Origin of the sequence: Paraburkholderia kirstenboschensis (assembly GCF_032806925.1) — a bacterium.
Taxonomy (GTDB): Bacteria; Pseudomonadota; Gammaproteobacteria; order Burkholderiales; family Burkholderiaceae; genus Paraburkholderia; species Paraburkholderia kirstenboschensis.
The window spans coordinates 2,289,522-2,313,285 of the sequence record NZ_CP136513.1 but is presented as its reverse complement, the minus strand read 5'-3'; the positions used below and the strand labels follow the sequence as shown (position 1 = coordinate 2,313,285).

Sequence of the window (23,764 nt, the reverse complement as noted above, 5' to 3'; positions counted from 1 at the left end):
GATGTTCGGCGAGAAGTTTCGGGATCGGCAAAAGCCGATGGTGCTCGTGCTGGGACTGGGTGAATCCGGTCTCGCGATGGCGCGCTGGTGCGCGCGGCACGGCTGTCGGCTGCGTGTGGCCGATACGCGCGAAGTACCGCCGAATCTGTCCGCACTGGAAGCGCATGGCGTCGACGCTGCGTTTGTCGGCGGCCCGTTTTCTACCGTGTTGCTCGAAGGCGTCGAAATCGTTGCGATCAGCCCGGGTTTGTCACCGCTCGCCGCCGACCTGCTGCCGCTGATCACCGCGGCCCGCGAGCAGGGCATCCCCGTGTGGGGCGAACTCGAACTGTTCTCGCAAGCGCTGAAAACGCTCGGCGAGAGCGGCTACGCGCCGAAAGTCATTGCGATCACCGGCACCAACGGCAAGACGACGACTACCAGCCTCACGGGCCTGCTTTGCGAACGTGCGGGCAAGAAGGTCGCGGTGGCGGGCAACATCAGCCCCGCGTTGCTCGACAAACTGAGCGAAGCGATCGACAACACAGCGCTGCCCGACGTGTGGGTGCTCGAACTGTCGAGCTTCCAGCTCGAAACCGCGCATACGTTCGAGCCGGACGCCGCGGCGATTCTCAACATCACGCAGGATCATCTCGACTGGCATGGCGGCCTCGACGCATACGCCGCCGCGAAGGGCCGGATCTTCGGTACACAAACGGTGCGCGTGCTTAATCGCGATGACGCGCGCGTGATGGCGCTCGCGCCTTCAGAGGCTAGCGACGCGGCAGTCGTGACCTTCGGCGTAACCGAACCCAAGAGCGACGGCGACTACGGTCTGCTGCGCGATAACGGCATGATCTGGCTCGTCGAAGCACACGATCTCGACGTGAGCGACGAACCCGCGCCGAAGCGTCGTCGCAAGAACGAAGCGGTCACGCCGCCGAACATCGCGCTGAAGCGCCTGATGCCAGCGGACGCCTTGCGCATTCGCGGCCTGCACAACGCGGCCAACGCGCTTGCCGCCTATGCGCTCGCACGCGCAATCGGCCTGCCCGGCGCGCGGCTTTTGCATGGCTTGCGCGAGTATCACGGCGAGCCGCATCGCGTGGAGCTGATTGCGTCGATCGACGGCATTGATTACGTCGACGACAGCAAGGGCACAAACGTCGGCGCGACGGTTGCCGCACTCGACGGTCTTGCGCAGCGCGTCGTGCTGATTGCTGGCGGCGACGGCAAGGGCCAGGACTTCGAGCCGCTTGCCGCGCCGGTCATGCGCTGGTGCCGCGCGGTGATGCTGATTGGCCGTGACGCGCCGCGGATTCGCGCGGCGCTCGAGGAAACCGGCATCTCGATGACCGACCACGCCACGCTCGAAGAAGCGACGCGTGCGGCGACCGCGCTTGCGCAACCGGGCGATGCCATCCTGTTGTCACCGGCTTGCGCGAGCTTCGACATGTTCAAGGGCTATGCGCATCGTGCGGCGGTGTTTCGCAGCACGGTAGAAGAGATCGCGGCCGAACGGGGGACGATGATATGAGCTGGTCGGAACGATTCGGTTCACGCGCCTCGGCCACTGGCGACTCGGCGGGCGCCACGCGCGTTGCCGGCCGCACGGGCGGCAGCGGTCTCGCGAGCGCCGTCAACGGCGTGCGGCCGTTGCGCTCGCGCATGCTCGACTACGATCATTCGCTGCTGTGGGTGGTCGTCGCGCTGCTCGGGCTTGGCGTGGTAATGGTCTATTCGGCGTCGATCGCGATGCCCGACTCGCCCAAGTACGCGTCGTACCGCGACTATGCGTTCCTCGTGCGTCAGATCATTTTCGTGGTCATGGGTGCGGTCGTCGGCGTCGTGGCGTTCCGCGTTCCGATTTCGACGTGGGACAAATACGCGCCCAAGCTCTTCCTGATTTCGCTCGTCGCTCTGGTGATCGTGCTGATTCCGCACGTCGGCAAGGGCGTGAACGGCGCGCGCCGCTGGATTCCGCTCGGCATCACGAACATGCAGCCGTCCGAAATCATGAAGCTCGCGGTGACGATCTACGCGGCGAACTACACCGTACGCAAGCAGGAATACATGCACAGCTTCGCCAAAGGCTTTCTGCCGATGGCGATGGCGGTTGGTTTCGTCGGCGCGTTGCTGCTGCTCGAGCCGGACATGGGCGCGTTCATGGTGATCGCGGCGATTGCGATGGGCCTGCTGTTTCTCGGCGGCGTGAACGGCAAGCTGTTCGGTGGGCTTGTCGCAACGGCGGTCGGCACGTTCAGTTTGCTGGTGTGGGCATCGCCTTGGCGGCGCGAGCGGATCTTTGCGTACCTCGATCCGTGGGACGACCGTTACGCGCAGGGCAAAGCTTATCAATTGACGCACTCGCTGATCGCGTTCGGCCGCGGTGAATGGTTCGGCGTAGGTCTCGGCGGCAGCGTCGAAAAGCTCAACTATCTGCCGGAAGCGCATACCGACTTCATCCTCGCGGTGATCGGCGAGGAACTCGGCTTTATCGGCGTGCTCGTCGTGATCCTGATGTTCTATTGGATCGTGCGCCGCGCGTTCGAGATCGGCCGTCAGGCGCTCGCGCTCGACCGCACGTTCGCGGGTCTGGTCGCGAAGGGCGTCGGCATCTGGTTCGGCGCGCAGACGTTTATCAACATGGGCGTGAACCTCGGCTTGCTGCCGACCAAAGGCCTGACGTTGCCGCTCGTCAGCTATGGCGGTTCCGGCATCTTGCTGAACTGCGTCGCCGTCGCGGTGTTGATGCGGGTCGACTATGAAAACCGTGTGTTGATGCGTGGGGGGAAGGTATGACCCTCACGCAGCAACGCACGCTGATGGTGATGGCCGGCGGCACCGGGGGACACGTGTTCCCCGGGCTCGCGGTCGCGCATCTGATGCAGGCGTGGGGCTGGAAGGTCGTATGGCTTGGCAACCCTGCCGGCATGGAAGCCACGCTCGTGCCGAAGCACGGCATTCCGATGGAATACGTGCGCTTTGGCGGACTGCGCGGCAAGGGCGTGAAGACCAAGCTGATGTTGCCGCTGAACCTGCTGCGCGCATGCACGCAGAGCCTCGGCGTGCTGCGTCGTGTGAAGCCGGATGTCGTGCTCGGCATGGGCGGTTACATCACGTTTCCGGCGGGATTGATGACTGCATTGAGCGGCCGCCCTCTCGTGCTGCATGAACAGAATTCGATCGCGGGCCTCGCGAACAAGGTCCTCGCGAAGCTCGCCAGGCGCGTGCTGGTTGCGTTTCCGAATGCGTTGCCGCATGGCGAATGGACCGGTAATCCGATTCGTGCGGAACTTGCGCGCGCGATTGCGCCCAAAGCACGCTATGCAGAACGCAACGGTCCGCTGAATGTGCTGGTGGTCGGTGGCAGTCTTGGCGCAGCGGCGCTCAACGAAGTTGTGCCGCGCGCGGTCGCGCTGCTTGGTGCGAACGAACGGCCGCGCATCGTGCATCAGGCTGGCGCCAAGCATATCGACGCGCTGCGCGAGAACTACGCGGCAGCCGGCTTGCAAACGGGCGCGGACGTGCAACTCGTGCCGTTCATCGACGACATGACGAGCGCCTATGCGAAAGCCGATCTCGTGATTTGCCGCTCGGGCGCAATGACGGTGTCCGAGATTTCAGCAGTAGGCGTGGCCGCGTTGTTCGTGCCGTTCCCGTATGCGGTGGACGATCATCAAACCACTAATGCAGCGTTTCTCGCCGATAACGGCGCGGCGCTGGTCGTGCAGCAACGCGATCTGTCGGCGGAAAAACTCGCCGACTGGTTGCGCAGCCAGACGCGGGAAAGTCTCGCGGTGATGGCGGAGCGTTCGCGCTCGCTCGCGAAACCCGACGCCACGGAACAGGTCGCGCAGATTTGCGCGACTGTGGCGGGTTCGATTTCGGGCGCGAGCCCAGAAGGAAAGCAATGAAACACATCGTCAAACATATTCACTTTGTCGGCATCGGCGGTGTCGGCATGAGCGGCATCGCGGAGGTGCTGGTCAACCTCGGCTATCAGGTAAGCGGCTCGGATCTGTCGAGCAATGCCGTTACCGATCGGCTCGCCGCGCTCGGCGCGCGCATTGCGATCGGTCATGCTGCGGAGAACATAGAAGGTGCTAACGCTGTGGTCGTCTCGACCGCGGTACGCAGCGACAACCCCGAAGTGCTGGCGGCGCGTCATCGCCGTATTCCGATCGTGCCGCGCGCGGTGATGCTCGCAGAACTGATGCGCCTGAAACAGGGTATTGCGATTGCCGGCACGCACGGCAAGACCACGACCACGTCGCTGGTGGCAAGCGTGCTCGCCGCGGGCGGGCTCGATCCGACCTTCGTGATTGGCGGCAGGCTGATCAGCGCGGGCGCGAATGCGCGGCTCGGCACGGGCGACTTCATCGTCGCCGAAGCGGACGAGTCGGACGCGTCGTTCCTGAATCTGTTTCCAGTGATCGAAGTCATTACGAACATCGACGCCGATCACATGGACACCTACGGGCACGACTTCGCGCGGCTCAAGCAGGCGTTCATCGAATTCACGCACCGTTTGCCGTTTTACGGCATCGCGGTGCTGTGCGTCGACGATCCGAACGTGAAGGAGATTCTGCCGTTCGTGTCGAAGCCGATCATCCGCTACGGCTTCGCGCCCGATGCGCAGGTGCGCGCGGTCAACGTGCAAGCGCGCGACGGCAAGATGCATTTCACGGCGATGCGCGAAGACGCGCCGCCGATGGACATCGTGTTGAACCTGCCGGGCGAGCACAACGTGCAGAACGCGTTGGCCGCCATCGCCATTGCGACTGAGCTCGAAGTGAAAGATGCCGACATTCAGCGGGCGCTGGCGGATTTCAACGGCGTGGGCCGGCGTTTTCAGCGCTACGGCGAAGTCCCCGTCGTCGGGGAAGGCAACGCGTCGGGCGCTTACACGCTGGTCGACGACTACGGTCATCATCCGGTCGAAATGGCGGCAACGGTCGCGGCGGCGCGCGGTGCGTTCCCCGGGCGGCGTCTGGTGCTCGCGTTCCAGCCGCACCGCTTCACGCGCACTCGCGACTGTTTCGAGGATTTCGTAAAGGTGCTGTCGACGGTGGACGCGCTCGTGCTGACCGAAGTCTATTCGGCGGGCGAAGCGCCTATCGTCGCGGCGGATGGCCGTGCGCTCGCTCGCGCGTTGCGCGTGGCGGGCAAGGTGGAGCCCGTGTTCGTCGATACGGTGGACGAAGTGCCGGACGCGCTCGCAGCACTGGTGCGCGACGGCGATGTAGTGATCACGATGGGCGCGGGTTCGATCGGCAGTGTGCCGGGTCGCCTCGCTCTCGAAACGAAGGTGTGAGATGAGCAGTATCCAGTCAGATCAACTCGCTAAACGATTCGGCAAAGTGGCCGTGCTGCTCGGTGGAAATTCCGCTGAGCGCGAGGTGTCGCTCAATTCCGGGCGCCTCGTGCTGCAAGGTCTGCGCGACGCCGGCGTCGACGCCCATGCGTTCGATCCGGCCGAGCGTCCGCTTGCCGCGTTGAAGGAAGAAGGTTTCGTGCGCGCGTTCAATGCGCTGCACGGCGGTTATGGCGAAAACGGCCAGATTCAGGGCGCGCTCGATTTTTACGGCATCAAGTACACGGGCAGCGGCGTGCTGGGTTCGGCGCTCGGGCTCGATAAATTCCGCACCAAGCTCGTGTGGCAGCAACTCGGTATTCCGACGCCGCCGTTCGAAGCCGTGCTGCGCGGCGACGACTACGAAGCGCGCGCAAAAGATATCGTCGCGAAGCTCGGTTTGCCGCTTTTCGTGAAGCCGGCAAGCGAAGGGTCGAGCGTCGCGGTCATCAAGGTGAAGAGCGCCGACGCACTGCCGGCGGCGCTCGTCGAAGCGGTGAAGTACGACAGGATTGTGGTGGTCGAGAAGAGCATCGAAGGCGGCGGCGAATACACCGCGTGCATCGCGGGCGACCTGGATTTGCCGGTGATCCGCATCGTGCCGGCCGGTGAGTTCTACGACTATCACGCGAAGTACATCGCGAACGACACGCAGTATCTGATTCCGTGCGGTCTGACGCCCGACGAAGAAGCGCGTTTGAAAGTGCTGGCGCGCCGTGCGTTCGACGTTCTCGGCTGCACCGATTGGGGCCGCGCCGACTTCATGCTGGACGCCGACGGCAATCCGTATTTCCTGGAAGTGAACACGGCGCCGGGCATGACCGACCACTCGCTGCCGCCGAAAGCGGCGCGCGCGGTGGGCATCAGCTATCAGGAACTGGTTGTCGGCGTATTGGCGCTGACGCTCAAGGATTAACGCGCAGCACTAACCGAAGCACTAACCGGGGCAACCCGAAAGCAACACCATGTGGAACAACGTTCGCCAGCTCAATTTCGCCGCCAACGCATTGCATGCGTTGCTGGTGCTCGTGCTGCTGGCGGCGGGCGGTTACTGGCTGATCCAGCGCCCGAATTTTGCGCTGCGCGAAATACAGATCGACGGCGATACCGAGCACATCAATTCGCCGACGGTGCGCGCAGGTGTGGTTGGGCGGCTGAAGGGCAACTTCTTCACGGTCGATCTCGACGTCGCGCGCCAGGCGTTCGAGCAGATGCCGTGGGTGCGTCACGCGAGCGTGCGGCGAGTCTGGCCGAATGCGCTCGCTGTCACGCTCGAAGAGTACAAACCGCTTGGCACGTGGGGCAGCGATCAACTGGTGAGCGTCGACGGCGATCTGTTCACCGCGAACCAGGGCGAGCTGGAGCAGGACCTGCCTGCGTTCGACGGCCCGGACGGTACGGCGAAAGAAGTGGTCGCGCGTTATCACGACTTTCAGAAGTGGTTTGCGCCGCTTGGCGCCACGCCCGAAGAAGTGACGCTGTCGCCGCGTTACGCGTGGGCAGTCAAGCTATCGAACGGCATGCAGGTGGAGTTGGGGCGCGAGCGCAATCAGGACACGCTGCTCGATCGGAGCAAGCGCCTAACCGCGGCCTGGAACGCGGTGACGCAACGTTGGGGAAAGGATATCGAGTATGCGGACTTGCGCTATCCGAACGGTTTCGCGATTCGTGCCGCTGGCATGCGCTTTATCAGCGAACCCGACAAGGGCAAGAAGTAAACGGACATCACACGCAATGAGCACGCTATGAGTAAAGACTATAAAGATCTGCTGGTCGCCCTCGACATCGGGACGTCGAAGGTGGTGGCCATCGTCGCCGAGCTAAAGGGCGAAGGTCACTACGAGGTGATCGGCCTCGGCCAGAGCGAATCGAAGGGGCTCAAAAAAGGCGTGGTGGTGAATATCGAAGCCACCGTGCAGTCCATTCAGCGCGCGCTTGAAGAAGCCGAGCTGATGGCCGACTGCAAGATCACGAACGTCTTCACCGGAATTGCCGGCAGCCATATCCGCAGCTTCAATTCGAGCGGCATGGTGGCGATCAAGGAGAAGGAAGTCACGCAGGCCGATGTGGCGCGCGTGATCGAAACGGCGAAGGCGATCAACATTCCGACCGATCAGCAGGTGCTGCATATCCTCACGCAGGAATTCATCATCGACGGTCAGGAAGATGTGCGCGAGCCGATCGGCATGAGCGGCATTCGCCTCGAAGTGAAGGTGCATATCGTCACCGGCGCGGTGAGCGCGGCGCAGAACATCGTGAAGTGCGTGCGCCGCTGCGGGCTCGAAGTGAACGATCTGATTCTGCAGCCGCTCGCGTCGTCGCTCGCGGTGCTGACGGAAGACGAAAAGGAACTGGGCGTGGTGCTGGTCGACATCGGCGGCGGCACGACGGACATTGCGATTTTCAGCGAAGGCGCGATCCGTCATACGGCGGTGATTCCAATCGCGGGCGACCAGATCACGAGCGACATCGCCATGGCCTTGCGCACGCCGACGCCCGACGCGGAAGACATCAAGGTGGACTACGGCATCGCCAAACAGGCGCTGGCCGATCCGGACGAAATGATCGAAGTGCCGGGTCTCGGCGAGCGCGGCCCGCGCACGCTGTCCCGCCAGGCGCTGGCGGCGGTCGTCGAGCCGCGTGTCGAAGAACTGTTTTCGCTCGTGCAGCAGGTGGTGCGCGAGTCGGGTTACGAGGAACTGCTGAGCTCCGGCGTGGTGCTGACCGGCGGCGCGTCGATGATGCTCGGCATGGTCGAACTGGGCGAGGACATCTTCCTGAAGCCGGTGCGTATCGGCGTGCCGGAATACGCGGGCGGTCTCGCCGACGTGGTGCGCAATCCGCGCTATTCGACGGCGATGGGCCTGCTCGTCGAAGGACGTTCGCAACGCATGCGCGGCCGCAAGGTCGCGGTGCAGTCCGGTTCCATGGGACAGGTGTTCACGCGCATGAAGGACTGGTTCCTCGGCAACTTTTAACGAATCTGTTTTACCGAGCAAGTTTCAACGGGTTTTCGACAGCTTGAGAAATACGCGCTGGTGCCGGCGGCCGGCGCGCGACAGGAGGTTGCCCGATCTCTTGCCGAATAACGGCCGAGTGGCTGAATTTTTTATCTTGACGGAGGCAACATGGAATTCCAGATGCTGGAAACCGAAACGAACGGCACCATCATCAAGGTGGTCGGAGTAGGTGGCGCTGGCGGCAATGCCGTTCAGCACATGATCAACAAGGGCGTGCAAGGCGTCGACTTCATCGTGATGAACACGGACGCACAGGCTTTGTCGCGTTCGCGCGCCACCGCGGTGATCCAGTTGGGCAACACGGGTTTGGGCGCCGGCGCGAAGCCGGAAATGGGCCACGCCGCAGCGCAGGAAGCACGTGAGCGCATCGCCGACGCATTGCGCGGCGCGCACATGGTCTTCATCACGGCCGGCATGGGCGGCGGCACGGGCACGGGCGCAGCACCCGTGGTCGCGCAGATCGCGAAGGAAATGGGGATCTTGACTGTTGGCGTGGTCAGCAAGCCGTTCGAATTCGAAGGCGGCAAGCGCATGCGTGTGGCAGAAGCCGGTTCGCAGCAACTAGAGGATCACGTCGACTCGCTGATCGTCGTCCTGAACGACAAGCTGTTCGAGGTGATGGGCGATGACGCCGAGATGGACAAGTGCTTCCAGTGCGCAGACGACGTTCTGAACAACGCAGTTGCCGGCATCGCGGAAATCATCAACGTCGACGGTCTGGTGAACGTCGACTTCGAAGACGTGAAGACGGTGATGGGCGAGCAGGGCAAGGCAATGATGGGCACGGCGACGGTTGCCGGCGTCGATCGCGCGCGTCTCGCAGCCGAGCAGGCCGTTGCGAGCCCGCTGCTGGAAGGCGTGGATCTGTCGGGCGCGCGCGGCGTGCTGGTGAACATCACGTCGAGCCGTTCGCTGCGTCTGTCGGAAACGCGCGAAGTGATGAACACCATCAAGAGCTATGCTGCAGAAGACGCTACCGTGATCTTCGGCGCAGTGTACGACGATGCAATGGGCGACGCGCTCCGCGTGACGGTCGTGGCAACGGGTCTCGGCCGTGCGGCGAAGAAGCAGCAATCGGCACCCATGACGCTGCTGCGCACCGGCACCGACAATCAGCCGATCAGCACGCAACACGCTGCCTACGCAACGCCGTCGCACGCGAGCACCGCCGACTACGGCGCGCTGGACACGCCGGCTGTGTGGCGCACGTCGCGCGACACCGCGGCTTCGCACGTGCAGGCGCTGCAGGAAAAGGGCGTCGACACGTACGACATTCCGGCGTTCCTGCGTAAGCAGGCGGACTGAGCGCACGGGCAGGCTTTCGCTGCCTCGCCTTTTGATAGGCGTTGGCGGACGAATGCACGAGCGTGGCGGGTGAACGGCAAACAAGCCGCGTATCGTCGGATTCGCGGCAAGGACAAGTGCCCTCTTCGGAAAACGAAGCGGTTTGGGAAACTGTCGCCGATTCACTGCGACACGATGACGTGCGGGAGACGCTTCGCATCGATGCAAAGGACTGAGCATGATTCAAGCTGGTGACAAGCTGCCCGACGCAACGCTCTTCGAGTATGTCGAAGACGAGCGCGCGGGCTGCACGATCGGGCCTAATAGCTTCGACGTGCGCGAGCAGACGGCGGGCAAGCGCGTGGTGATCTTCGGATTGCCTGGCGCGTTCACGCCGACCTGTTCTGCCAAACATGTACCGGGTTATGTCGAACACGCCGAGCAGTTGCGCGCGCAGGGCGTCGACGAAATCTGGTGTGTGTCCGTGAACGACGCGTTCGTGATGGGCGCGTGGGGACGCGATCTGCACGCCTCGGGCAAGGTGCGCATGATGGCGGATGGCAGTGCGGCTTTCACACGAGCGCTCGGTCTCGAGCAGGATTTGTCGGCGCGCGGCATGGGGATCCGTTCCCAGCGCTACGCGATGGTTGTCGACGACGGCGTGGTCAAGACGTTGAACGTCGAGGCTGCCGGCAAATTCGAAGTGAGCGATGCAAGGAGTATCCTCGTTACGTTGAGCTAGTTATGGCGGCGTCATCACCGTTGGCGCGGCACGCGGCGAACCGCGTTGTACCGCGGCAACAGTGTACGCGACGCTTTGTGACAGGCCGTTACGCGGGCCGACAACCGGAAACGCCTCCGTTCCGGACGTCGGCCCGTCACGCTTTCCCTCACGGGCGCCCAATGGATAATTCGGGTAACGCAGCGAAACAGATTGATACGTTCCGTGCGAAGACGCTCCTTAGGGTTATGGAGTATAATTCGTGCTATGGAACAAAAAGTCCCGATTGGGATTTTCAATCGAATAAAAGATCACCATGTTGAAGCAGCGCACCATCAAATCAATCGTCAAGACGGTCGGCATCGGTTTGCACTCCGGCCGTAAAGTCGACCTGACGCTTCGCCCGGCAGCGCCGGACACGGGCATTGTGTTTTCGCGCGTGGATTTGCCCACGCCGGTCGACATTCCCGCGTCGGCAATGGCGATTGGCGATACACGTCTCGCTTCCGTGTTGCAGAAGGACGGCGCGCGCGTCTCGACCATCGAGCATTTGATGTCCGCTTGCGCCGGTCTCGGCATCGACAACCTCTATGTCGACGTTACCGCTGAAGAGATTCCGATCATGGACGGTAGCGCCGGCTCGTTCGTGTTTCTGATTCAATCGGCGGGAATCGAAGAGCAGAACGCCGCGAAGAAATTCATCAAGGTCACCAAACCGGTCGAGATTCGCGACGGCGATAAATTCGCTCGGCTGGATCCGTATTTCGGTTTCAAGCTCAAATTCACGATTGATTTCCGTCACCCGGCTGTCGATAAAACCGGCCAGGCGCTCGAAGTCGATTTCGCCAATACGTCGTACGTGCGCGAAATCGCTCGCGCGCGCACGTTTGGTTTCGCGCATGAAGTGGAAATGATGCGTGAGTTGGGACTCGCACGCGGCGGCAGCATGGACAACGCAATCGTGCTCGACGAGTACCGCATTCTGAACAACGACGGTCTGCGTTACGACGACGAGTTCGTCAAACACAAGATGCTCGACGCGATTGGCGACCTGTATGTGGTCGGCCATCCGTTGCTGGCTTCGTACAACGCTTACAAGTCGGGCCACGGCCTGAACAACGCACTTCTGCGCGAGTTGCTCGCGCATGAAGATTCGTACGAGATCGTCACGTTCGACGACACGCGCAAGGCGCCGCGCGGCTTTGCTTATGAGACGCAGACGGCTTTTGCGTAAAGAATTAACATCACGTCTTCGGTGAAATTTCCGAAGCGAACGCGCGAAAAAAAGCGGCTCAAACGAGCCGCTTTTTCTTTTGTTCAGCGATTTCTCCGATGCCGCGCCGCCATTTTCGCCAACGCTTCCTGCAACGGCGAGGGCGCGAGTGATTCGCTCAGCGCGTGTAGCGCGTCGGCACCGGCAGGCGTCATGCGCGCCTGCTTGACCGGCGGCGGCTCCTTCGCGGCTTGCGGCCGCACCCGGATGCGCAACGCATTGACGGGCCAGCCGCGCTGCTGCAGGTCAGACAGCAGCCGGGGCTCGAGATGCCGCAGCCGCGCGGCCAGCGCGTTGTGGGCGGCGAAAAGCGCCAGCACGCCTTCCTTGATAAAGCTCGGTTCCACGCTCGTGGCCAGATAATCGGGCAGCAGCTCCCGCAGGTCTTTCTCCAAGGCGGCAATCTGCTCGACGCCCGCCCGCAGAGCGGCAAACGCGTCGGTGCGATTGAGCACTTCGGCTACCGGCTGGGGTCGGCGCACGTTGAACTGCTTTGGCGGCGGCCTTGAAAACGAGGGGAAACGGCTCATGTTTGACAGTGGCGGCGCGTTCGCACCCAATGCGCGAACACGCCCCGATTGTACCGCGCGGGATGCACGCAGACCCGCCCGTATGTACGCCGTCGAAGCTCGGCGCGGCGGGCTTCGCTGCCTTGCCGGCGTCGCGCTGGAGACATCAGCGTGGGCGGGGGCGCGTGCTAAAATGCCCGATTCGGTGCGACACGCACGCTCGTGTCCGACTGCTCCACGTTACGGAGCATCGACTAGAGGGTTATTGAGGCAACTCACCATGCCCTCCGCAGGCGGCCCCCTTGTGGGCCGCACTTTAGGAAGCAGATGCAACCCTATGGGGAAGCATCCTTGTAGTGAAATTGGAAACCGGAGCAATCAGCCGGGAACCTTGTTGCATGGGCCTGATTACCGTCAGGTCCCGCCCGGTCAGCGGCTTCACCTCCGCCGACAGGGCGGGGTGATGTTTGCAATTCCCGAGCCGTCAGGCAAGGGTTTCGCTAAACGATACGAGCGAAAGCTCGGTGTGTCATTGTTCGACCTCGTTTGTTGGAAGACGAGGGTAGTGAACCTGCTGTACGACCAGCAGTAGCCTAGGAAGACATGCGTCACTGGCAACGGTGGGGTGTGAAGCTCTTCTGACAATGTAGCCCCCGGACGTTTCGGGCAGATTGGTTCCGCGAGGAGGCGGTCTGGATACTCCTAGCAGCAAGGGGGTGAGGCGCTAGGCTGGCTGATAGGGTTAACGGAAGTGAACTGCTGATAAACCTCGTTAGCATTGTGTGCCAAAGCTGCTGATAGGCACTGACCAAAGGTATGCGGTTGGATAGCCCGCTCGAATCTCGGGTTACGTCGTTCGTGATACCGCCGGGGAATAGGCAGAACCTAAGTCAGTCGTGTGACATGCCGGGAACGTGGTAAGCCTGTATGGTTGCCAGCGCAGTAAGGCTGGCAGGCGAACCGCAAGGGACGCTGTTGATTGTGCAGGTATGGGAGGACGGAAAAAGCGAAAGCCGGGCTGTAATGGTTCGGATAGGGGTTGGAACATTACCCCACGCGAAAGCGGGCCGACTTCCGTCTGGTCTACCGTCGCAAGACGGCTGACTACCCTCTGTAACTTGGTCAGATGCAGGTGCATGCGCCTGCACTGAGTTTTGTTGTTCCCCAGCGGGGTGTATCTACCCCGCTGGGGGAGATGCGCCTTCTGTCTGGGGACTTTTCCAGGTAGGAGAGCAGCATGAAAGTATCTGGTCGAAAGACCGGATCTGCGCTTTCCCACGCGCCGGACAACTGGTATGCCATAGATTGGCGACGGGTTGAGCGGAACGTGAGAGGGATGCAGATTCGAATTGCGAAGGCGACGCGGGAAGGCGATTGGCGAAGGGTGAAAGCCCTGCAACGGATGCTGACCCGCACGTTGTCTGCGAAGCTGTATGCGGTACGACGTGTTACGCAAAACCAGGGTGCGCGAACGGCTGGAGTCGATCGCGAGCTATGGGATTCGCCTGACAGCCGGTGGGAAGCCATCGGCAGGTTGAAGCGGCGCGGATACAAGCCTCTGCCATTACGGAGAGTCTTTATCCCCAAGGCCAATGGGAAGGAACGCCCTCTGGGCATTCCGACCATGCGGGACAGGGCGATGCAAGCTCTGCATCTGCTGGCCTTGGAGCCAGTATCGGAGTCGACGAGTGACCTGAATTCCTACGGGTTCAGGCTAAATCGTTCGACAGCTGATGCGATGGCCCAAATCCGCGTTTGTATGTCCCAAGAGGCTTCTGCCAAATGGGTCCTCGAAGCGGATATCAAGGGATGCTTTGACCACATCAGTCATGACTGGTTGGAAAACAATGTCCTGATGGACAGCGTAGTCCTCCGGAAATGGTTGAAGGCTGGCCTGATTTATAAGGGGCAGCTACAGGCGACTGAGGCCGGTACGCCGCAGGGAGGCATCATCTCCCCGACGTTGGCGAACGTAACGCTGAATGGGCTGGAACGAGAACTGGAAGTGCACCTCGGTGCAAAACTAGGGATCATGAAAGCTCGAAGACTCAAAGTGAATGTGGTGCGGTACGCGGACGACTTTGTAATCACCGGCGACTCGCGTGAGTTGCTGGAGTGCGAGGTCCGACCTTGGGTAGAAGCATTCCTTGCGGTTCGGGGACTGCAGTTATCGGAGGAGAAGACGCGGATCACTCACATTGACGACGGCTTCGATTTCCTTGGGTGGAATTTCCGGAAGTACTCGGGAAACATGCTCATCAAACCGAGCAAGAAGAACGCGAAAGCGTTCTACAGCAAGGTGGCGGAAACGATCAGCAGCAACAAGACGGTGAAGCAGGAGGAGATGATCCGACTGCTAAATCCAATGTTGCGCGGATGGGCGCAGTATCACCATCCGGTTACGGCCAAAGAGGCGTACACCCGCATGGAGCATCTGGTGTTCCGGAGGCTCTGGTGGTGGTCCAAGCGGCGACATCCGCAAAAGAGCAGCAGTTGGGTGCGACGGAAGTACTTCCACTCAATCGACGCTCGCAAGTGGGTGTTTGCGGTCCGGACGGTTCGAGACGATGGCAGTTGGGGCCTGATGGAGTTGTACCAACTCAGCGGTACGGCGATCAGGAGACACAAGAAGATCCAAGGAGAATTTAATCCCTTTGATCCGAAGTGGGAGCAATATGGCGAGCAACTGCGGCAGACGCGTCTGTGGGATTCGATGCGCTACCGGAAACAGTGGGCAAAGCTGTACATGTCGCAGAGCGGGTTGTGTGCGCACTGCGGCTGTGCCTTGACGGACGAAACAGGCTGGCACGACCATCATCTGGAATATCGGATGCATGGCGGGTCAGACAAGTTGTCCAACCGGGTCTTGCTTCACCCGCACTGTCACCAGCAGGTACACGTTGGTAAACTTGTAGTAACTAAGCCGGTTCTGTCGTAGACAGAACTTTGTTTGTAGATTTGAGCCGTATGCGGGGAAACTCGCACGTACGGTTCTCGGGGGGCCCGATCTTCGTAAGAAGGTCGGGCTACCCGACAATTCACTCTTGGACTAAGCCGCCGAGGCCATTCCGACCCCGGAGAGCGCGTGCTTGAACCGCACGCCGCGACCCAGCCGAAGCCGCGACGCAGACACCGATCCGATGACCACCGGTTTTCTACAGAAGATTTTTGGCAGCCGCAACCAGCGGCTAGTCAAGCAATATCAAAAGACCGTCGCGGCGATCAATGCGCTCGAGCCGCAGATCGAGCAATTGACGGACGATCAACTGCGCGCGAAAACGGACGAGTTCCGCCAACGCGTCGCGAGCGGCGAGTCGCTGGATAAACTGCTGCCGGAAGCGTTTGCGGTCTGCCGCGAGGCGAGCAAGCGGGTGCTGAAAATGCGCCACTTCGACGTGCAGCTGATCGGCGGCATGGTCCTGCACTACGGCAAGATCGGCGAAATGCGCACCGGCGAAGGCAAGACGCTCGTCGCCACGCTGCCGGTGTATCTGAACGCGCTGTCCGGCCGCGGCGTTCACGTCGTCACGGTGAACGACTACCTCGCCCAGCGCGACGCCGAGTGGATGGCGCGCCTCTACAACTTCCTCGGTATGTCCGTCGGCATCAATCTGTCGCAGATGGACCACGAGATGAAGCAGCAGGCGTACGCCGCCGACATCACGTACGGTACGAACAACGAGTTCGGCTTCGACTACCTGCGCGACAACATGGTGTACGAGCCCGAAGCGCGCGTGCAGCGCGCGCTGAACTTCGCCGTGGTCGACGAGGTGGACTCGATCCTGATCGACGAAGCGCGTACCCCGCTGATCATCTCCGGTCAGGCGGAAGATCACACCGAACTTTATGTGCGCATGAACGCGCTGCCGCCGCTGCTCGAGCGTCAGATCGGCGAAGAGAAGGCCGACGGCACCGGCGTGGAAAAGCCGGGCGACTACACGCTCGACGAAAAAGGCCGTCAGGTGTTCCTGACCGAATCGGGTCACGAGAAAGCCGAACGCCTGCTCGCCGAGTGGGGCCTGATCGGCGAGGGCGAAAGCCTGTACGCGCCGCAGAACATCACGCTGATGCACCACGTGTACGCCGCATTGCGCGCACACACGCTGTTCTACAAAGACCAGCACTACGTGGTGCAGAACGGCGAGGTGATCATTGTCGACGAATTCACCGGCCGTCTGATGGCCGGCCGCCGCTGGTCCGACGGCTTGCACCAGGCTGTCGAGGCGAAAGAGCATGTGAAGATTCAGAGCGAGAACCAGACGCTCGCTTCGATCACGTTCCAGAACTACTTCCGCATGTACGCGAAGCTGTCCGGCATGACCGGCACGGCCGACACCGAAGCGTACGAATTCAACGAGATCTACGGTCTCGAAACGGTCGTGATCCCGACCAACCGTCCGCCCAAGCGGATCGACAAGCAGGATCAGATCTACAAGACCGCTAAGGAACGCTACGACGCGGTGATCCGCGACATCCGCGATTGTTACGAACGCAGTCAGCCGGTGCTGGTCGGCACCACGTCGATTGAAAATTCGGAACTGCTCTCGCATCTGCTGAAGCAGGCCGGTTTGCCGCACGAAGTGCTGAACGCAAAGCAGCATGCGCGTGAAGCGGAGATCGTCGCGGAAGCTGGTCGTCCGAAGCGCATTACGATCGCCACGAACATGGCCGGTCGCGGCACTGACATCGTGCTCGGCGGCAATGCGGAAAAACAGGCGTCCTTCATTGAACTCGACGAGACGATTCCCGACGACGAAAAGCAGCGCCGCATCCAGAAGCTGCATGACGAATGGCAGGCATTGCACGATCAGGTGAAGGCCGCGGGCGGTCTGCACATCATCGGCACGGAGCGCCACGAATCGCGGCGAATCGACAACCAGTTGCGCGGCCGTGCGGGCCGTCAGGGCGATCCTGGTTCGTCGCGCTTTTATCTGTCGCTGGAAGATCCGCTGCTGCGCATTTTCGCGGGCGACCGCGTGCGCGCGATCATGGACCGCCTGAAGATGCCGGAAGGCGAGGCGATCGAAGCGGGCATCGTCTCGCGTTCCATCGAATCGGCGCAGCGCAAGGTCGAGGCGCGCAACTTCGACATTCGCAAGCAACTGCTCGAATACGACGACGTCTCGAACGATCAGCGCAAGGTGATCTACCAGCAGCGCAACGAACTGCTCGAAGCGAACGACATTACCGAAACGATCGGTGCGATGCGTCATGGCGTGATCGCCGAGATCGTTCATCAGTTCGTGCCGGCGGGCAGCATTGAAGAACAGTGGGACGTGCCGGAACTCGAAGAAGTGCTGCGCAACGAATGGCAGCTCGACCTCGCGATCCAGGAAATGATCAACGAGTCGAACTCGATCACGTCCGACGAGATTCTGGAAGCAGTGCAAGCCGCCGCAGACGAAGCGTACGAGGCCAAGGTCGAACTGGTCGGCCGCGAGTCGTTTAGCGCATTCGAACGTTCCATCATGCTGCAAACGCTGGACCGCAGCTGGCGCGAACATCTCGCCGCGCTGGATCACTTGCGTCAGGGCATCCATCTGCGTGGCTATGCGCAGAAGAACCCCAAGCAGGAATACAAGCGCGAGGCGTTCGAACTGTTCGCCGCCATGCTCGACGCGGTGAAGCTCGAAGTCACGCGCGTGGTGATGAACGTGCAGATCCAGTCGCCCGAGCAGTTGGAGCAGGCGGCCGAACAGATGGAAGAGCAGGGCGGCCACCTCGAGAACGTCGAGTTCCGTCACGCCGAATTCGCCGAAGCCTCGGCCGCGGCGCCTGCCGCAGCGGAGGCCGCAACCGCTGCGATGATCGGCGACGCGATGAGCCACGGCTCCTCGCCGCAAACAGCGTCGCATGTCGGCGCGGACAACGTGCCTAAGGTCGGCCGCAATGATCCGTGCCCGTGCGGCAGCGGCAAGAAGTACAAGCAGTGTCACGGCAAGATCGCATAATGCCTTGGGCGGCGCGCTTACGAGCGCGCCGCGTCGCTTGGCGCCGTCTTTCTTGCACCGTGTTGTGTTGCTGATTTCGCGGTGGTCCGGCATCTGGCCGAGCTACCAGTTCCGTTTCCCTCAATGCCGGCGCTCGCCGGCATTTTCTTCGACAGGTCGCGACCATGGCTGTCAATTTCCCCTCGATCGATCCCGCTCAACTGCATCCCGTCGCCGGCGTCACGCTCGGTTGGGCGGAAGCGAACATTCGCAAGCCGAACCGCAAGGACGTGCTCGTCATTTCCGTCGATGAAGGCGCAACGGTAGGCGGCGTCTTCACGCAGAACCGCTTTTGCGCGGCACCGGTCACGGTGTGTCGCGAGAATCTGGAGCGAGTGCGCGCCGGCGGCAAGCCGATTCGTGCGCTCGTGATCAACACCGGAAACGCGAACGCGGGCACCGGCGAACCGGGCCTCGTGGCAGCGCGTGAAACCTGCGCGGAACTCGCGCGCCTGGCCGACATTGCGCCGGAGCAGGTGCTGCCGTTTTCGACGGGCGTGATTCTGGAACCGTTGCCGGTCGATCGTCTTAAGGCGGGTTTGCCGGCCGCGCTCGCGAACCGCAAGGAAGCCAACTGGTACGACGCCGCGCAGGCGATCATGACCACCGACACGCTGCCGAAGGCGACCTCGCGCCAGGTCACGATCGAGGGCCACACGGTCACGCTGACCGGCATCAGCAAGGGCGCCGGCATGATCAAGCCGAACATGGCGACCATGCTCGGTTTCCTCGCGTTCGACGCGGCGCTCGCTCAGCCGGTGCTCGACGCGCTGGTCAAACACGTTGCAGACCGTTCGTTCAACTGCATCACGATCGACGGCGATACGTCGACGAACGATTCGTTCATCCTGATCGCGTCGGGCAAATCGAGCCTGCCTGCGATCACGTCCACCGACTCGCCCGCTTACGCAGCGTTGCGCGACGCGGTGACCGAAGTCGCGCAGACGCTCGCGCAGCTGATCGTGCGCGACGGCGAAGGCGCGACCAAATTCATGACGGTGCAGGTAGAAGGCGGTTTGAGCGCCGGTGAATGCCGGCAGATCGCGTATGCGATCGGCCATTCGCCGCTCGTGAAGACGGCCTTTTATGCATCGGACCCGAACCTCGGCCGCATTCTCGCGGCTATCGGCTATGCCGGCATCGACGATCTCGACGTCGGCAAGATCGATCTGTATCTGGACGACGTGCTGGTCGCGACTGCCGGCGGCCGCAATCCGGCCTACCGTGAAGAAGACGGCCAGCGCGTCATGAAAAAGAGCGAGATCGGCATTCGCGTCGTGCTCGGCCGCGGCAATGCGCAAGCCACGATCTGGACTTGCGATCTGTCGCACGACTACGTGAGCATCAACGCCGACTACCGCTCCTAATCAGGTTCATCATGCGGCCTCTGGCTGCTCACTCATTGTTATGGACAAACTCGAACAGTTTCTGACACGGGCCGAAGCCGTGCTCGTGCGCCTGGAAGCGATGCTTCCGCCCGCCGCGCCTGATATCGACTGGGCGGCGGCGGTCGCTTTCCGCTGGCGCAAACGCCAGGGGCGCGGCTACCTTCAGCCAGTGCCGGCCATCTCCGACATCACGCTCGGCGATCTGCAAAACATCGATCGTCAGAAAGCGCTGATCGAGCAGAACACGCGTCAATTTGTCCACAAGCTGCCGGCCAATAACGTGTTGTTGACGGGCGCGCGCGGTACCGGCAAGTCGTCGCTGATCAAGGCGTGCCTGAACGCGTATGCGAAAGACGGCTTGCGCCTGATCGAAGTGGACAAAGACGACCTGCACGATCTCGGCGACATCGTCGATCTGATCGCGAAGCGGCCGGAGCGCTTCGTGGTGTTTTGCGACGACCTCTCGTTCGAAGACGGCGAGTCGGGCTACAAGGCGCTAAAAGTTGCGCTCGACGGCTCGATTGCCGCGCAATCTGACAACGTGCTCATTTACGCGACGTCGAACCGCCGCCATTTGCTACCGGAGTACATGAGCGACAACGAGACCTACAAGCACACGTCAGATGGTGAGATTCATCCCGGCGAGCTTGTCGAAGAAAAGATCTCGCTGTCAGAGCGTTTCGGGCTGTGGGTCAGCTTTTATCCGTTCAAGCAGGACGACTACCTGTCGATCATCGGCCACTGGCTGCGGCATTTCGGCTGCAACGACGCTGAAGTCGAAGCCGCACGCGGCGACGCATTGGTGTGGGCGCTCGAGCGTGGTTCGCGCTCGGGGCGTGTCGCGTGGCAGTTTGCGCGCGACTGGTCCGGCCGGAAATCCGAGGCATGAGCGACGCGCAAACGAACTCGGCCGGTCGTCCGGTGACGGAAGTCGCGGTCGGCGTGCTCGTTCAACCGGACGGGCGCTATCTGCTCGCGCAGCGTCCGGCGGGCAAGCCGTACGAGGGCTACTGGGAGTTTCCGGGCGGCAAGCTGGAAAGGGGCGAATCGGTCGAGGCGGCGCTTGCTCGCGAGCTACACGAAGAGCTGGGCATCGAAGTTGAAGCGTGCCACCTTTGGCATACGCTCGAACACGATTATCCGCATGCTTATGTGCGGCTCTTTTTCTGCAAGGTGACGCAGTGGAAGGGCGAGCCGCACGGCCGCGAAGGCCAGGCGTTCGTGTGGCAAGCGCTGCCGGCCGACGTTGCGCCGCTTCTGCCGGCGACTATTCCCGTGCTGGAATGGCTCGCGGCAGAGAAACGCTGACAGGTAGAAGCACGCAATGCTGGCGTTGCTTGATCGATGAGCAGTTTTGCAGCGACGGGCGCGTGCGGCCTTTGTGGGAACGCACGGCCCACGTCCCCGCATGCTCAATGCGGGTTGTAGTCGCCGCCGGGCGACTCGTCTGACGGCGCTTCCTGATCGGTCCCGCCGATTTTGTATTTCTCAGCGGCCCAGGCGCCAAGATCGATCTGTTTGCAGCGGTCCGAGCAGAACGGGCGGAAGCGGTTTTCAGCTGTCCAGCGGACGTCCTTTCCGCAAGTGGGGCATTTGACGACGGTTGGCATACGGTCAGGCGGTCAGTACAAATGGAACAAGTATCGAATATAGGGGCATTTGTCGCCGCTTTAAAGGCGCGGCGAGCGAGCCGACCGCTTTATTCGAGTCCGTGCAGCGCAAGCGAGGCGCTTGCTTACAGGCTGCAAAGCGTGAGCTGGAAGGGCACGTCCACATCGACGGCACGTGGACGCAGATCGCCGTCCTGCACTGTAAAGCGCACCCAGAGCATGTATTTGTTGGCGCTCGCCTCGGGAATCACGCGCAATTCCGGAGCCACGCGCACTTGCATCAATTGATACGAGCGGCCCGACAGCATTTGCTGATAACTGCCCGCCATGGCCATGACCTTCGACGCCTGACCCGACTCTCGTGCGAGCCTTAGCACGATCGTGGCCGCGTCGCGCAGAGGCAGCAGTGGCGTGACCCACTTGGCAATGTCCTGACGCCGCTGATCCGGATGCAGTTGCTGCCACGCGTAATACGACGGCAGGTCGAATTTGCACGTGCCGCCCGGGATGATCGCCCGGCTGCGGATGCTGGCGAGCCATTCGTTCTCCGCGAGGTGCTGGCCCGTCTTGCCCTGCATCTGCGAAAGCCCCGCCAACGTCTGCTCGATTTCGCCGAGCACCGCTTCGAGCGCGCTCTGCTCGATTCCCGGATTGCCGCGAAACGGCGCGAGCGTTTGCCGCTGCCGTTCGAGTTCCTTCATCAGATCGGACTTGAGATCCGCGCGACCCGCTACCTCTGAGATTTCGAACAGCGTGGTCAGTGCGACATGATGTTCCCTGGCGTCATCTTGCGTCAGAAAGAACGTGAAGCGCTCGAACAGATCTTCGAGGCGCAATAGCGTCCGGATTCGCTCGTTGAAGGGGTACTCGTAAAGGATCAAGCGGGCTCGCCTCGGGCGTGGTCGGTGACGGGAATGCAGGACATTCTAATGCCGCGGGACTACCCTAGCAATCGCGCGCTTTTCGCGCGGGTTTCTGCACATTTTTCGGCGCGTTTCTCGCGATTTTCCGCTGCTTCGGCATACAGCCAATGCCAAAGTTCAACGTTTCACGCCAATAGGTCACACGGGCTTCACACGCGCAAGAGCCAGGTACGCCCGATGCTGCGCGTCGACCTGCGCGGCGAGCGCAGCAAGCGGCGCGTCGTCGTTCACGATCACGTCATCTGCGGCAGCGAGCCGCGCTTCGCGCGTGGCCTGGCGCGCAATGATCGCGAGCACCTGTTCGCGGCTGAAGCCATTGCGGTTCATGACGCGCGAGATTTGCGTCTTCACGCTGCAATCCACGACGAGTACGCGATTCACGCGGTTTTTCCAGCTGCCCGACTCGACCAGCAACGGGACCACAACGATCACATAAGGCCCTGTGGCCTCGCGCTGCTCGCGTTCCGTTTCTGCGCGAATCAGCGGATGCGTGATGTTCTCGAGCCGCTTGCGCGCCGCGTCGTCGCTGAAGACGAGCGCGCGCATGCGTGCGCGGTCGAGTGAGCCGTCCGCGGCGACGAACGCACTGCCGAACTCGGCGGCGATCTGCGGCATCGCGATGCCGTGCGGCGCGGTGATGCGATGCGCGATCAGATCCGTGTCGACGAGCGGCACGCCATGCGCCGCGAACAGATCGGCAACAGTCGATTTGCCGCTGCCAATGCCGCCTGTGAGTCCCACAACGAACATGCTTCAGCCTCCGAGAGCCAGGTAAAGCGGTGTGCCGAAAAACAATGTGAGAACGCCGCCCGCTGCAAGAAACGGCCCGAACGGCAGCGGCTCTTCGAACCGCATGCGGCCGCGCCACGTTGCCGCGAGACCGACGACCGCGCCCGCCACGGCGGCAACCAGCACGATCTGAGGGAGCGCCGCCCAGCCAAGCCACGCGCCGAGCGCGGCGAGCAGTTTGAAGTCGCCGTAACCCATGCCGTCGATACCTCGCACGAGCCGGAACAGCCAATGCACCGCCCACAGCACCAGATAGCCGAAGATAGCGCCAAGCACGGCATCGTGAAGACTTGCGAACACGCCGTAAAAGTTGACGATGATGCCTGCCCAAAGCAGGGGCAACGTCATCGAGTCCGGCAGCAGATGCGTGTCGATGTCGATGGCGCTCATCGCGAGCAGGGCGGCGCACAGTCCGAACGCGGCAAGCGCGGCGAGCGTCGGACCGAACAGCGCGAGAGCGCCGGCTGCGAGGGCCGCGCTGGCGAGTTCGAGCAGCGGATACCGCGGGCTGACGCGAGCCCCGCATGCGGAACAGCGACCGCGCAGCAGCACATAGCTGAGCACCGGCAGGTTCTCCCAGGCGTGCAGAACATGCCCGCAGTGAGGACAGGCGCTGCGTGGCACCCACAGGTTGTAGCGCGCCGGCAGGCCGTCCTGTTCGAGAGGTTCGTTACTGGCCTCGCTCACTTCCAGGCGCCATGCGCGTTCGAGCATGATCGGCACCCTATGCACGACGACGTTCAGGAAGCTGCCGATCACGAGCCCGAATACGATCGCAAAAGCGAACTGCAAGGCGGCCGGCAGGCTGCTGAATGCCTGACCGAGACCGGCTGCGAAATGACCTGGCAACAGGTTCGAAAGCGAGCCCGAAAGCAGGTTGGAGGAGGTTTCTGGCACGAGTGAATGAGCTGCCTGCATGGAC

General features: G+C 62.1%; 20 protein-coding genes. 15 read left to right on the top strand and 5 right to left on the bottom strand.

All coding sequences use genetic code 11. The annotated features are described in order from the left end of the window. Window position 1: 1 nt before the first annotated feature. From murD to lpxC, 10 genes are all read left to right on the top strand, one after another. Complete coding sequence (murD, locus tag RW095_RS32980; protein WP_317020103.1) at window positions 2-1,516, top strand: UDP-N-acetylmuramoyl-L-alanine--D-glutamate ligase; 1,515 nt, start codon at window positions 2-4, stop codon at window positions 1,514-1,516. Beyond that, window positions 1,513-2,781 (top strand): putative lipid II flippase FtsW, encoded by a 1,269-nt coding sequence (gene ftsW / locus RW095_RS32975; protein ID WP_317020102.1) that lies wholly within the window; start codon window positions 1,513-1,515, stop codon window positions 2,779-2,781. Before murD ends, ftsW begins: the two co-directional genes overlap by 4 nt. Beyond that, window positions 2,778-3,896: an undecaprenyldiphospho-muramoylpentapeptide beta-N-acetylglucosaminyltransferase gene (gene murG / locus RW095_RS32970; RefSeq protein WP_317020101.1), complete on the top strand. Its 1,119-nt coding sequence runs from the start codon at window positions 2,778-2,780 to the stop codon at window positions 3,894-3,896. Before ftsW ends, murG begins: the two co-directional genes overlap by 4 nt. Continuing rightward, window positions 3,893-5,296 (top strand): UDP-N-acetylmuramate--L-alanine ligase, encoded by a 1,404-nt coding sequence (gene murC, locus RW095_RS32965; RefSeq protein WP_317020100.1) that lies wholly within the window; start codon window positions 3,893-3,895, stop codon window positions 5,294-5,296. Before murG ends, murC begins: the two co-directional genes overlap by 4 nt. A 1-nt stretch (window position 5,297) precedes the next feature. Further along, window positions 5,298-6,251, top strand: coding sequence for a D-alanine--D-alanine ligase (locus tag RW095_RS32960; protein WP_317020099.1), 954 nt, complete (start codon window positions 5,298-5,300; stop codon window positions 6,249-6,251). A gap of 49 nt (window positions 6,252-6,300) precedes the next feature. Beyond that, a complete protein-coding gene (locus tag RW095_RS32955) occupies window positions 6,301-7,053 on the top strand; it encodes a cell division protein FtsQ/DivIB (RefSeq protein ID WP_317020098.1) in 753 nt (250 codons plus the stop codon). Window positions 7,054-7,080: 27 nt separating this feature from the next. Continuing rightward, window positions 7,081-8,313 carry a cell division protein FtsA gene (ftsA, locus tag RW095_RS32950; RefSeq protein ID WP_012434417.1) on the top strand — a complete coding sequence of 411 codons (1,233 nt, stop codon included), beginning with the start codon at window positions 7,081-7,083 and terminating at the stop codon, window positions 8,311-8,313. A 150-nt stretch (window positions 8,314-8,463) separates the two neighbouring features. Continuing rightward, window positions 8,464-9,660, top strand: a complete 1,197-nt coding sequence (gene ftsZ / locus RW095_RS32945; RefSeq protein ID WP_020071225.1) for a cell division protein FtsZ — start codon at window positions 8,464-8,466, stop codon at window positions 9,658-9,660. A 217-nt stretch (window positions 9,661-9,877) separates the two neighbouring features. After that, window positions 9,878-10,381: a peroxiredoxin gene (locus RW095_RS32940; RefSeq protein ID WP_317020097.1), complete on the top strand. Its 504-nt coding sequence runs from the start codon at window positions 9,878-9,880 to the stop codon at window positions 10,379-10,381. A 295-nt stretch (window positions 10,382-10,676) separates the two neighbouring features. Beyond that, the gene (lpxC, locus tag RW095_RS32935) at window positions 10,677-11,594 is read left to right on the top strand and encodes a UDP-3-O-acyl-N-acetylglucosamine deacetylase (protein ID WP_020071227.1); all 918 of its coding nucleotides are present in this window, start codon (window positions 10,677-10,679) and stop codon (window positions 11,592-11,594) included. 83 nt (window positions 11,595-11,677) lie between these two features. On the opposite strand, the gene RW095_RS32930 is transcribed toward lpxC, so the two are convergent. Beyond that, window positions 11,678-12,163 carry a DciA family protein gene (locus RW095_RS32930; RefSeq protein ID WP_317020096.1) on the bottom strand — a complete coding sequence of 162 codons (486 nt, stop codon included), beginning with the start codon at window positions 12,161-12,163 and terminating at the stop codon, window positions 11,678-11,680. A 1,216-nt stretch (window positions 12,164-13,379) separates the two neighbouring features. Between RW095_RS32930 and ltrA the strand changes: the two genes are divergently transcribed. From ltrA to RW095_RS32905, 5 genes are all read left to right on the top strand, one after another. Beyond that, on the top strand, window positions 13,380-15,080 hold the full coding sequence (ltrA, locus tag RW095_RS32925) for a group II intron reverse transcriptase/maturase (protein WP_317020095.1): 1,701 nt from the start codon (window positions 13,380-13,382) through the stop codon (window positions 15,078-15,080). Between the two features lie 202 nt (window positions 15,081-15,282). Then, entirely contained in the window at window positions 15,283-18,093 is a 2,811-nt protein-coding gene (gene secA, locus RW095_RS32920; protein ID WP_317022767.1) for a preprotein translocase subunit SecA, read from the top strand. A gap of 164 nt (window positions 18,094-18,257) precedes the next feature. Then, entirely contained in the window at window positions 18,258-19,499 is a 1,242-nt protein-coding gene (gene argJ / locus RW095_RS32915) for a bifunctional glutamate N-acetyltransferase/amino-acid acetyltransferase ArgJ (RefSeq protein ID WP_317020094.1), read from the top strand. Between the two features lie 40 nt (window positions 19,500-19,539). Further along, window positions 19,540-20,409 carry an ATP-binding protein gene (locus RW095_RS32910; RefSeq protein WP_317020093.1) on the top strand — a complete coding sequence of 290 codons (870 nt, stop codon included), beginning with the start codon at window positions 19,540-19,542 and terminating at the stop codon, window positions 20,407-20,409. Further along, complete coding sequence (locus tag RW095_RS32905) at window positions 20,406-20,828, top strand: NUDIX domain-containing protein (RefSeq protein ID WP_317020092.1); 423 nt, start codon at window positions 20,406-20,408, stop codon at window positions 20,826-20,828. Before RW095_RS32910 ends, RW095_RS32905 begins: the two co-directional genes overlap by 4 nt. Window positions 20,829-20,932: 104 nt before the next feature. On the opposite strand, the gene yacG is transcribed toward RW095_RS32905, so the two are convergent. The 4 genes from yacG to RW095_RS32885 all read right to left on the bottom strand — a co-directional run bounded on the left by yacG (window position 20,933) and on the right by RW095_RS32885 (window position 23,760). Further along, entirely contained in the window at window positions 20,933-21,130 is a 198-nt protein-coding gene (yacG, locus tag RW095_RS32900) for a DNA gyrase inhibitor YacG (protein ID WP_317020091.1), read from the bottom strand. A gap of 125 nt (window positions 21,131-21,255) precedes the next feature. Then, window positions 21,256-22,011 carry a cell division protein ZapD gene (gene zapD, locus RW095_RS32895; RefSeq protein WP_128587558.1) on the bottom strand — a complete coding sequence of 252 codons (756 nt, stop codon included), beginning with the start codon at window positions 22,009-22,011 and terminating at the stop codon, window positions 21,256-21,258. Between the two features lie 180 nt (window positions 22,012-22,191). Beyond that, complete coding sequence (gene coaE, locus RW095_RS32890; RefSeq protein ID WP_317020090.1) at window positions 22,192-22,803, bottom strand: dephospho-CoA kinase; 612 nt, start codon at window positions 22,801-22,803, stop codon at window positions 22,192-22,194. 3 nt (window positions 22,804-22,806) lie between these two features. Further along, window positions 22,807-23,760, bottom strand: coding sequence for a prepilin peptidase (locus RW095_RS32885; RefSeq protein ID WP_317020089.1), 954 nt, complete (start codon window positions 23,758-23,760; stop codon window positions 22,807-22,809). Window positions 23,761-23,764 lie beyond the last annotated feature (4 nt).